Source organism: Streptosporangium nanhuense (assembly GCF_059358815.1).
The window spans coordinates 59,649-70,958 of the sequence record NZ_JCADBG010000018.1 but is presented as its reverse complement, the minus strand read 5'-3'; the positions used below and the strand labels follow the sequence as shown (position 1 = coordinate 70,958).

Annotated in this window: 7 protein-coding genes; 2 read left to right on the top strand and 5 right to left on the bottom strand. The window is 72.2% G+C overall.

All coding sequences use genetic code 11. The annotated features are described in order from the left end of the window. Positions 1–46: 46 nt before the first annotated feature. A complete protein-coding gene (locus AC5L38_RS30240) occupies positions 47–2,959 on the bottom strand; it encodes a M36 family metallopeptidase (RefSeq protein ID WP_495246232.1) in 2,913 nt (970 codons plus the stop codon). A gap of 264 nt (positions 2,960–3,223) precedes the next feature. Then, positions 3,224–5,518 carry a beta-propeller domain-containing protein gene (locus tag AC5L38_RS30235; protein WP_495246231.1) on the bottom strand — a complete coding sequence of 765 codons (2,295 nt, stop codon included), beginning with the start codon at positions 5,516–5,518 and terminating at the stop codon, positions 3,224–3,226. 146 nt (positions 5,519–5,664) lie between these two features. On the opposite strand from AC5L38_RS30235, the gene AC5L38_RS30230 reads away from it, so the two are divergent. Beyond that, positions 5,665–7,188 (top strand): succinic semialdehyde dehydrogenase, encoded by a 1,524-nt coding sequence (locus tag AC5L38_RS30230; protein ID WP_495246230.1) that lies wholly within the window; start codon positions 5,665–5,667, stop codon positions 7,186–7,188. A gap of 32 nt (positions 7,189–7,220) precedes the next feature. Beyond that, positions 7,221–8,912, top strand: a complete 1,692-nt coding sequence (locus tag AC5L38_RS30225; RefSeq protein WP_495246229.1) for an FAD-dependent oxidoreductase — start codon at positions 7,221–7,223, stop codon at positions 8,910–8,912. Between the two features lie 107 nt (positions 8,913–9,019). Here AC5L38_RS30225 and AC5L38_RS30220 read toward each other — a convergent pair whose 3' ends face one another. The 3 genes from AC5L38_RS30220 to AC5L38_RS30210 form a co-directional block, all read right to left on the bottom strand. Then, the gene (locus AC5L38_RS30220) at positions 9,020–9,763 is read right to left on the bottom strand and encodes a helix-turn-helix domain-containing protein (protein WP_495246228.1); all 744 of its coding nucleotides are present in this window, start codon (positions 9,761–9,763) and stop codon (positions 9,020–9,022) included. Between the two features lie 462 nt (positions 9,764–10,225). After that, positions 10,226–10,762, bottom strand: coding sequence for a hypothetical protein (locus AC5L38_RS30215; RefSeq protein ID WP_495246227.1), 537 nt, complete (start codon positions 10,760–10,762; stop codon positions 10,226–10,228). 34 nt (positions 10,763–10,796) lie between these two features. Next, on the bottom strand, positions 10,797–11,264 hold the full coding sequence (locus AC5L38_RS30210) for an Lrp/AsnC family transcriptional regulator (protein WP_440073361.1): 468 nt from the start codon (positions 11,262–11,264) through the stop codon (positions 10,797–10,799). Positions 11,265–11,310: the final 46 nt, after the last annotated feature.

Genomic DNA, 11,310 nt, shown 5'->3' with positions numbered 1-11,310 from the left:
GGCCTGCCGGCCCCTCGGGAGGGACCGGCAGGACGTTTCGGAGGGGCTAGCGGGTGAAGGCCTGGAACTCGGCCGCGCGCAGGTGGTCCCTGGCGGGGCTGGCGGTGGCGCAGTCGGTGGCGGAGTTGGGGTCGGCGTCCTGCTCGCCGGCGTAGACCGGGTTGCCGGTGCACTGGGTGGAGACGGCCCGCAGGGTCAGGTGGGTCGCGGTGGTCGTGGGGATCTTGAAGGACTCGACGATCAGGTCGGCGCCGCGAGGACGCGGCCTGCGCGTGTCGAAGGCGTCGGCCGGGCTGGTGTAGACGACCGAGAAGGACGCGGGGGAGGAGCAGTCCTTCTTCGAGGCGTCACATGCCAGGACCTCGAAGGCGCGCAGGGCGCTGAAGCGGTTCTGGCTGCCCGGGTCGGCCGGGTCGGCGGGGGCCGGGGGCCTGAGCAGGGCGCTGACCTGCACGCGGCGGATCTTCTCCGGCTTGGTCCCGGCCAGGTCCACGGTGACGGACTTGCCCTTGACCGGCCCGGTGAGGGAGGCCCAGTTCGTCGCCTCCGTCTCGTCGATCAGCTTGGCCTGGTTGGCGCCGTCACCGGTCGCGGTGGCGCCCAGTGCCGCCGAGGCGAGGTTCTCCGGCAGCGCGAGCGGCAGCGGCAGCTTCACGCCGGGCAGCACCGCGAACTTCACCCGGGTGTGCCCGAACCCGTTGCCCGCGACCACGAAGTCGTAGATCCCGGGGGTCATCTCGACGGTGTCGCCGAGCGGGGTCGCCGGGTCGGTGTCGGCCACCGGGACCACGCGGGCCTCGTAGTCGCCGACGTACAGCCGCAGCGCGGCGTCCTTGGCGCCGAGGAGCGGCTTGAGCTGGATCTTCCCGTTCTTGCCGGCCGGGTCGACGAAGCTCGGCGTCGGGTCGGGGTCGTTGCCCCCGACGCTCGCCGCGCCCTGGCCGAGGCCGTGCTCGGCGAACGCGCGCCACATGATGGCCTGGTTCGCGCCGCCGAAGCGGATGGCGTCGGCCGCGAGCAGCGCGTCGCGGTGGTCGACGTAGCTGACCGCGCCGGAGGCCATCAGCAGCAGCGCGTCGAAGGAGACCTGCGCCCAGCGGCGGTTGCCGGGGCACTGCGCGAGCGGGGTCGCGCCGTCGGCGCACGCCTTCTGCCTGGCCGGGGTGCCCTGGCCGTACTTCTGCACGAAGGCCTTGCGCACGTCGTACTGGGTCGCCGACCAGATCTCACCGTCGGCGTGCACCTGCTGGCCGACGATGTCGTACCCGATGCCGCTGTAGTTCAGCGGGGACTTGGACATGTCGTAGTTGCGGATGCCCGCCTTCTTGTCGCCGGTGACGTAGCCGCCGGTGACGTACGGGGTGTCGCCCGCGGGGCGGAAGCCGTACTCGGAGAGGTACTCCATCGCGAACAGGTCGGAGGTGCTCTCGTTCATGGCCCCGGCCTGGGCGCCGCTCCACCCGGCGTTCGGGCCGCCGACCATGCGGCCGGAGATCGCGTGGGTGTACTCGTGCCCGATCACCGACATGTCGTAGTCGCCGTCCACGCAGGGCGAGTAGAACGAGCCCGCGATCGGCTGCCACATGTACATGTTGGTGATGGGCGCGACCCCGTCGGGGCCGGTGATCTGGTTGGCGTTGTCGCGCACGCTGAGCACCCGGGCGCCCGCCTGGGCGTTGCCCTGCTCGGGGTCGCCGCCGAGGCCGCCGCGCTCGCCGTTGTCGTTCTGCATGTTCCAGGCGGTCTCGGTGAAGCCGAGCCGGTAGGACCAGTCGTGCATGCGGTTGTGCATGACGTGCAGGTTGGAGATGGCGGCTTCGAGGTCGGCCTCGCCCGGCTGGTCCAGGGAGGCCGGGTCGCACTTGGCCGTGTACCACTTGTTGGTCCACGGGTAGGCGTACTCGCGGTTCGGCGTGGCCACGTTGCTGCGGGTGCCGACGGAGAACGCGTCGCCGCTGGCGCGGTTCTCCACGGTCCTGGCGGCGTTGCCGACGCTCGTGTTCGTCGGGGTGTCCGTGGCGTGGTCGACGTCCCACGGCTTGCCGGTGGCCGGGTCGGCGCCGACCACGTCGCAGCCGGGACCGGCCTTGGCGCACCACGTCGCGCGGGTGTCGGTGGAGGAGTAGTCGGCCGGGGGATTGGCCGGGAACGCCTCCCAGCGGGGGTCGTCCGGCGCGCTGTGGTGGTCGACCAGGTTCTCGCGGGTCAGGATCTCGCCGCTGACCGCGTCCACGTGCGTCGTGTACGCGGCGGGCTCGCCCTCGCCGCCGCCGATCAGGGTGACCTGGAACGCGTTGTGCGTCCCGTCGGGCGCGGGCACCGCCGTGGCGGTGGCCTTCTTGACGGTGGCCGTGGCCAGGTCGATCCCGCCGTCCCTGGCCGCGATCTCCAGCGCCTGCCGCTCGGTGAGCCTGGCGGCGGGAGGCGCCTCGGAGGAGCGCGAGAGGGTCGAGGTGACGTGGAGGACCTTGCCGCCCTTCACGCCGACCACGACCTGGCCGTCCACGCCCGCGGGCAGGCCGCCGAACCTCTGCCGCAGGAGTACGGCGTACCCGTCCCCGATGGGGTTGGCGGCGATCTTCTCCAGCGCGTCCACGGCCTCGCCGGAGAGGCCGAAGAGGCTCTCGTTCGCCTTGAGGTAGGCCCGTGCGGCCCGCTCGGGGTCGGCGTCCAGGCCCTCGGCGAGGGGGGCGGAGCCGGTGACGACGGCCGGGGTGCCGAGAGCGTTCCACCGGATCGTCGCGGCGCTCGCCGCCGCCGACCTGGAGAGCGAGGCGGGGGGCGCGACGCTGCCGCGCCGGTTGTCCAGGTCGGGCTTGGCGCCGTGTTCCGCCTGGAAGTCGTGGGCCTTGGGGGGTTGCCCGCCGGGTTCGCCCTGGGCGATCCCCGGCAGGGGTATGACGAGCGCCGCTGTGGCGGCGGCGATGACGGTAACGCGTGACCAGGGTTTGGTCGGCACCGGTCCTCCTGCGAAAGATGGCCGTCGCCGGCCACGCCACACGCGGATCACGTGCGTTGCGCAAGAGGTAACACCGATTCAAGTGTCATGACAAGATCTTGTAAAGGTGCATATGTCGGTGTTATGGGGCGTCCGGGGGTGCGTGAACGAGTGCGCCCCCGGCGGTCGGGCCGGGGGCGCGGGCCGGGGAGCCGGTCCAGGTCAGGGCGGGTCGGGAGTTCGGGACGAGCCTGGCCGGGGCTTTCGGCGGGGAGTCCCGGAAGGTCAGGAGAAGGGGATCCAGGCCTGGTCGGCCAGGTCCTTCATGTCGCTGACCTTCAGGCCGAGGTCGGAGACCGTCCACAGGCTGTCGCCGACCACGACCGAGCGGCGGATGCCCGGGTCGTACCAGGCCCTGCGGCCGTTGTCCGACGACTTGGGCGCGGGGTGGACGACCGTTCCGGTCCTGGTGACCGCGGAGTCGTCGATCTTGAGGACCAGGGCGGTCCCGTTGGTCTGCTCGGTGCCCGTCCACGAGCTCAGCGGGAGGACCGCCATCCCCGTACTGGGCCAGTACAGGAAGGCGTGCGGGTCCCACTCGGCCTCGGAGCCCGAGTCCTTCTGGAACATCTGCGACAGGCGGCGGGGGGCGGCCGGGTCGCCGACGTCGAACAGGGACACCTGGGTGCCGAGCGTGCGGCCCTGCTCGCTCGCCTCCTGGCCCACGCCGATCAGCCGCCCGTCGCCCGCCGGGTGCAGGTACGCCGAGTAGCCGGTGATCTTCAGCTCGCCCGTCTTCCTCGGGGCCGCGGGGTCACGCAGGTCGAGCGTGTAGAGCGGGTCCACCTGCCTGAACGTCACCACGTAGCCGACGGGGCCGATGAAGCGGACCGAGTAGATCCGCTCGCCCTGTCCGAGTCCGCCGACCTCGCCGATCTTGACCAGGGTGTCGGCGTCGAGCACGTAGACGGCGCTGGAGGTGTCCGGCGCGGCGGTCGGGGAGCCGGTCGAGGTGTCCCGCGTGCCGGTGGAGGTGGTGGCGACCCGCAGGTGCCCCTCGTGCTCCGACAGGGAGTACTGGTTGAGCAGCCTGCCGGAGACCTTGCCCGAGGCGACGTAGCGGGGTGCCCCGGCCGCGGTGATGTCGAACCGGTGCACCTCGGTCTCCTCCGGCGGCGGCTCAGGGGTCACCTCGGCCGTCGGCGTCGTCTCGGCCGTCGGGGCCGGTGAGGTCGTGTCGCTCGGCGAGACGGTCCCGATAGGGAGGGGGGTGTCTGTCGGGGAGGTCGGGGCGGGGGTGCCGGTCGTCGTGGTGGGGTCCGGGACCGGTGAGGAGGGCGGCTCGGGGAGCAGGCTCGGGGCCGGGTCGGCCGCCGAGACGGACGCCGGGGTGGCCGCGGGGGTGGGCGTCGAGGTCCCGGGGACGGGCGTGACGGTCGCGGACCCGGACGGCGAGGGCGTCACCGGAGTGGGAGTGGTGGTGGCGGTGAGGGTGGGAGCGGGTGTCGCCGGGGTGTCCTCGACGATCACCGGGTCGATCGGCCGGGGCCACCACCAGCGCGGGTTGCTGGCCACGTACAGGCTGGTGCCCGTCCCGTAGACGATGTCGCCGTCGGCCGCGACGCCGATCGGGGCCGTCTCGGCGAGCGCCTGTGACAGGTCGAGGCTGTGCACGGTCAGCATCGACGTCCCGCTGTACTGCGCGGGGTGGCTGACCTGCCCGCAGTCGACCTTGCGGTCCGAGGACGCGCCGTCCGCGGTCGTGAGCTCGTACTTCGGCAGCCAGGCCTCGATCGGCGCCTTGGCGACGATCTTCGCGTTGCGCCGGGTGCGCTCGTCGTCCGACAGTCCCTGGGTCCCGGTGTCGGGGAACTCGAGCCGCGGCTGGCTGCGGACCACGATCCGCACGGTCGAGCCGACCATCCTGGCGTCCACGTGGGCGCCCTCGGGGGTGAGCGAGCCGATCACCTTCGGCTTCTCCGACAGGTCGACGAGGACGTAGCGCGGTCCCGGGCTCGCCGCGCGCTTGGCCGTCGCGCCGTAGGGGATGATCCCGCCGCCGGAGAACAGCACCAGGGCCCGGTCGCCGCTGAGCAGCAGGTCGGCCGGGGCCCACGCCTGCTCGGGGTTCACGAGCTTCAGCGTGCCGGTGACCTTCCTGGTCGCGGTGTCCACCACCCGCAGCACGCCGCGGTTCACGGTGATCACCCGGTCGCCGTCGGTCTTCACCAGGTCGGGCTCGTCGACCCCGGCCTCGTGCGTGTTCGTGGTGGAGTGCTCGGGCGCGCCGGACGCGCTCTTGGCGGAGGCGTCTGCGCGCGACGCCGTCTCCGCGTACATGACCACGGGGCCGCCGATGCCCCAGGGGCCGACGCTCTTCGCCGTCGCCGCGCGCAGACCGGCCAGCATGTCGTCGCAGTCGCTGTAGGAGACCAGCTTGACGTTCCCCAGATCGACCGGCGCCGTCGTACGGCCTCCAGCGGTCCCCGTCTCCGGCGACGTCCCCGTCGAAGTGCACGCCGTGGCGAGCAGCGCGGCGGCGAGGGTGACCGCGCCGGCCGTACGGATCGATGTCCTCATGCCCCTACGACGGATCGGGAGGACAAGTGGTTCAACACCTCGCTACCCGCCGGTAGCCATGGCACGCCTCCCACGATTACGCTGCGAACATGGCCGTTCCCCCTGAAATGACACGGGCCGAGATGACACGGATCCTCGCTCCCCGCATGATCGAACGCGTCGTGCGGCACGTGACCTCCGACGGTAAGACGCGGGAGATCACGGCGCCGTTCACCGGCGAGGTCCTCGCCGAGATGCCCGTCTCCAGCGCCGACGACGTCCGTTCCGCCCACGCCGCGGCGCGGGAGGCACAGCGGGCGTGGGCGGCCAGGCCCGCGCGGGAGCGCGCCGAGCCCTTCATGCGCCTGCACGACGCCATCCTCGACCGCCGCGAGGAGATCCTCGACGTGGTCCAGTGGGAGACCGGCAAGGCCCGCAGGCACGCCTTCGAGGAGGTCCTCGACGTCGCGGGCTGCACCCTGTACCACGCGCGCCGGGCCCCGGGCCTGCTGGAGCCGAGGAGGCGCGCCGGGATCCTGCCCGTCGCCACCAGGACGGTCGAGACGCGCCAGCCCCGGGGGACGGTGGCCCTGATCTCACCGTGGAACTACCCGCTCTCGCTCGGCGTCACCGACGCCGTCCCCGCGCTGCTCGCCGGGAACGCCGTGGTCCACAAGCCCGACACCCAGACCGCGCTGTCCACGCTGTGGACGATCGACCTGCTGGTCTCGCTCGGCATGCCCAGGGAGATCTGGCAGGTCGTCCTCGGCGACCCCGAGGAGGTGGGCGAGGCGCTGCTCGACGGCGCCGACTACGTGGCGTTCACCGGCTCCACCCGGGGCGGCCGGAAGATCGCCGAGGGGGCGGCCAGGCGGCTGATCGGCTGCTCGCTGGAGCTCGGCGGCAAGAACCCGATGCTCGTGCTCGACGACGCCGACCTGGACGCGGCGACCCAGGGCGCGCTGCGCGCCTGCTTCACCAACGCCGGGCAGCTGTGCCTGTCCGTCGAGCGGCTCTACGTCCACGACTCCGTGCACGACGCGTTCGTGGAGCGGTTCGTGCGGCAGGTCGGCAACATGAGGCTCGGCGCCGGACTCGACTGGAACGTGCAGATGGGCTCGCTCTCCTCCCGGCGGCAGCTGGAGGCGGTCGGCGCCCACGTGGACGACGCCGTCGCGAAGGGCGCCCGGGTCCTCGCCGGGGGGCGGGCGCGCCCCGACCTCGGCCCGCTGTTCTACGAGCCCACCGTCCTGGCCGACGTCGACGAGACCATGGACCTGTGCCGGGCCGAGACCTTCGGCCCCGTCGTCGCGATCTACCGCTTCGGCGACGACGACGAGGCGGTCGAGAGGGCCAACGACACCGCGTACGGCCTCAACGCCTCCGTCTGGACCCGCGACGTGCCGCGCGGGCGGGCCCTGGCCTCCCGGATCAGGGCGGGCTCGGTCAACATCAACGAGGGGTACGGCTCCGCCTACGCCTCCTACGACGCGCCCATGGGCGGCATGAAGTCCTCGGGCCTCGGCCGGCGCCACGGGAGCGAGGGGCTGCTGAAGTACACCGAGGGACAGACCGTCTCCAGCCAGGCGTCCTGGCTGGGCTTCGAGCCGATCCTCGGCATGGCGTACGAGAAGTACGCCGACACCCTCGCGACCGCCTTCAAGGCCATGAAGACGCTCCACCTCAAGTGAGGGGCCCCGGGGGCGTGTTCGAAGGGAGCGGTGTGTTCGACCACGACGTGCTGGTGATCGGATCGGGGTTCGGCGGGAGCGTCTCGGCGCTGCGGCTGGCGGAGAAGGGCTACCGGGTCGCCGTGCTGGAGGCCGGGCGCCGCTTCGACGAGGCCACGCTCCCCAGGACCTCCTGGCGGGTCCGCGACTTCCTGTGGGCCCCGGCACTGGGCCTGAAGGGCATCCAGCGCATCCACGTGCTTAGGGGCGAGAAGGGCACCGGCGTCATGGTCCTGGCGGGCGCCGGGGTCGGCGGGGGCTCCCTGGTCTACGCCAACACCCTCTACGAGCCGCCGGACGCGTTCTTCCGGGACGCCCAGTGGTCGTCCATCACCGACTGGAAGGCCGAGCTGGCCCCGTACTACGACCAGGCCTCGCGCATGCTGGGCGTGACGCCCAACCCGACGGTCACCCCGGCCGACGAGGTGGTGCGCGCGGTCGCCGAGCGGATGGGCGTGGGCGACACCTTCCACCTGGCGCCGGTCGGCGTCTTCTTCGGCGCCCCGGGCGTGGAGGTGGACGACCCCTACTTCGGCGGCGCGGGGCCGCGCCGCAGCGGCTGCACCGAGTGCGGCGAGTGCATGACGGGCTGCCGCCACGGGGCCAAGAACACGCTGGTCAAGAACTACCTCCACCTGGCGGAGCGGGCCGGGGCTACGGTCCTCCCCGAGACCACGGTCACCTCGGTCGTCCCGGTGGACGGCGGCTACCGCGTCGAGACGCGCGGCACGGGCGCTCCCTGGCGCCGCCGCGCGCTCACCGCCGAGCACGTGATCTTCGCGGCGGGGACGTACGGCACCCAGCGCCTGCTGCACCGGCTCAAGGCCTCGGGTGCGCTGCCCCGGCTCTCCGACCGCCTGGGCACCCTCACCAGGACCAACTCCGAGGCGCTGCTCGGGTTCGAGCGCCTCTCGGTGGAGGGGGAGAAGCTCAACCGGGGGGTGGCGATCACCTCCTCGATCCACCCCGACGCCCACACGCACATCGAGCCGGTCCGCTACGGGGACGGTTCCAACGCGATGGGCATGCTCCGCACCCTGCTCGTCGACGGCGGCGGCGCCCCGCGCTGGCTGAGGTTCCTCGGCGAGGCCCTGCGCGCGCCGCACCGGGCGGCGAGGCTGCTCAACCACCGCCGGTGGTCCGAGCGCGGCATCATCGCGCTGGTCATGCAGGCCAAGGACAACTCGATCACCCTGTCCGCGCGCAGGGGGCTGTTCGGCCGGAGACTGCGCTCGGAGCGGGGCCACGGCGAGCCCAACCCCACCTGGCTGCCCGCCGGTCACGAGTTCGTCAGGCACGCGGCCGAGGAGGTCGGCGGCGTCCCCGCGGGCTCCTGGCTCGACCTGTTCGACATCCCGGCCACCGCCCACTTCCTGGGCGGCTGCGCCATCGGCGCCGGGCGCGACACCGGGGTGATCGACCCCTACCACCGCGTCCACGGCTACGAGGGCCTGCACGTCGTCGACGGCTCGGCGGTCTCCGCCAACCCGGGCGTCAACCCCTCCCTCACCATCACCGCCCAGGCCGAACGCGCGATGGCGCTGTGGCCCAACCGGGGAGAACCGGACACCCGCCCCGCCCAGGGCTCCCCGTACGCCCGCCTGTCGCCCGTCGCCCCCCGGAACCCCGCCGTCCCGTCCGCCGCCCCCGGAGCCCTGCGCCTGCCCATCGTCGGCATCACCTGACGGGAGAAGCTGGGTCTCGCCGATCTCCATGCGGCCGCCTCCGGTGAGTGAGCACGTCCACCGATCGCGGGGTGTTCACGAGCGGGTCCGGTCCGTCGCAAAAGAGGTCACTGTCCCCATTTCTCCGGCTCTCGTCGCCCGTACTCGACGAGGAGTTCCAGAGCCCGCCGCTGGCCAGGGCTCATATCGGTCAGCATCATCTGCCCGAACCGTGCCGTGCCGGCGACGGCGGCCGTCTGGTCCGCGGTGAGCTCGGCGGGCATGTCCGTGGGCAGCAGGCCCGGCAGCATCGCGTAGAGCTCACCCGCGATCTCCTCGACGAGAGGGTCGTTCGCGTCGGCGTCCGCCAGCGCGGCCAGCTTCATGTCCCACCCCTGCCACGGCGAGTCCTGCCCGACACCGGTGAGATAGGAGTCCACGAGTTCGGGCAGTGCCACCTCCGCCGCCCGGAGGATGCCGATCTCGTCCTGGGGCAGATCGAGGCCACGGACGGCCGCGGCGAGCTCGGGGGACAGCGTCGGATCGTCGCCGTGTTCGAGGAGGCGCGCTATCACGGCACGGCGGCGCTGAATCTCCGACTCCCCTTCGGCCAGCTCCGCGTCCAGCTCGGTCAGTATCTCCCTCACGTCCACCCCACCCGTGTCCGTCAGGGCGTCGGCGACCTCGCCGAGTCCCATGCCGAGTGCGGTGAGCTTGCGGATCTGCAGCAGGCGGCTCAACGCGCTCATGCCGTAACTTCGATAACCGCCGGCGGTACGCTCCGGCTCGGCGAGCAGCCCGATCCGGTGATAGTGACGTACGGTCCGCGGAGTCACACCCGCGAGCTTGGCGATCTCGCTTATCAGCAACATGGCGAACAGTAGAACCCCTGCCCTTGCGACAAGGTCAAGTCCGCTGTGGTCGCCGTACGAGCCGACATCGGTCACAGGGCCTCGGAAACGACGAGGTCCCGTCTGGCAAGCGCGTATGAGCGGACGGCGGCTTGTCTCGTGCGACGAGCTCCCCGCCGACGACCGGGCTGGGACGTGCCCCACGACCCCTCGGTGATCGCCAAGATCCGCGCTTCGGTGGATGACACCCTCACCGCCTGGCCGTTGGCGCACCTCGCTGACGACGTGGTCCTCGTGGCCGGGGAGCTCCTCGCCGGCGCCGCCGTCCACGGCACCGCCCCGGCCACCCTTTCCCCGCGGGCCGGAGCCGGTGAACTCCGTCTGGAGGTGACCGACCACAGGCCGGCGTCGGTGTCACTTGGAAGTACTTCGTCCGGCACGGTACGCGAAGGCGGGTGGCGAGCCGACGATCGAAGGCCGATGTCAGGCCACCGCGTGGTGGAGGCGCTCGCGATCCTTCTCCGGAAGCCGTTGCTGGAGGCGCCGGGCGCGGATGAGCGAATCCGCGATCTCGCACACCTCGGCGAGCTCCACTTCCATGGGCGAGACCTCGGCGAGGCGATTTCTGTGAAGCCAGGTCGCCACTTCCGCCCACGACCACAGGCTCGCGCGGGGACGCCGCACCTTCGGTTCGGGAAAGCCTCCCGGCCCGCGGCGCCCGACGGCCCAGTGATCGGCCGTGGCGAAGGTCCGGCCGGTCCGGTCGGCGATCTCGGCGAGCGTCACGAGATCCTCGCTCACCCCGGTCACCTCGACTCCCGCCGAGCGCCCCTGGACGATCGCGGACGCGATCGCCTCCACCGCCCCGCCGGCCTCGCGGTCGAACGCCGCGACGCCGGGTCCTCCCGCGACGGGGTCGAACGACACCGTGGCGTCGTCCCATCCGGCCTCGTACAAGGCGTCGATCACCGTTTCACCGCTCGGAGCCGTGAAGTGGAGTTCGAAACTGTAGACGTTCATGGGGCTCACGCTCCCTCTGATAGGTCGTTGTGGGTCAGCCGGCGGGGCGTTGGACGGGCTGGGTCTCGGTCCGGTAGATGAGGGTCGTCTCGACGTGCACGATCTCGGGCCGGATCAGGAACTTCTCCAGGAGCAGGCGGTGCAGGCGGTCGGCGTCGGCGACCGCCACGTGGACCAGGAAGTCCTGGGGACCGGCCACGTGGAACAGGGCGATGGTCTCGGGCAGGCCCAGGACGAAGGCCCGCAGCGGGTCGACGAGCTGGCTGGTGTGCGGCCGGACCCGCAGGGCGAGCAGCGCCTGAAGGGGACGGCCCAGCGTCGCCGGGTCGACCTCGGCGCGGAAGGCGCCGATCACCCCGCGCCTCCGGAGAGAGCGCACCCGCTCCAGCGCCGTGGAGGGGGCGACGCCCACGCGTTCGGCCAGGTCCTTGTTGGGGAGTCGCGCATCCTTCTGCAGCTCGGCCAGAATTCGCCGGTCCACCGAATCCAGTTCGACGCTCACCGGGTTCACCTCCGTCGGATTCGGCCCACATGGCGAGCCGTCGTGA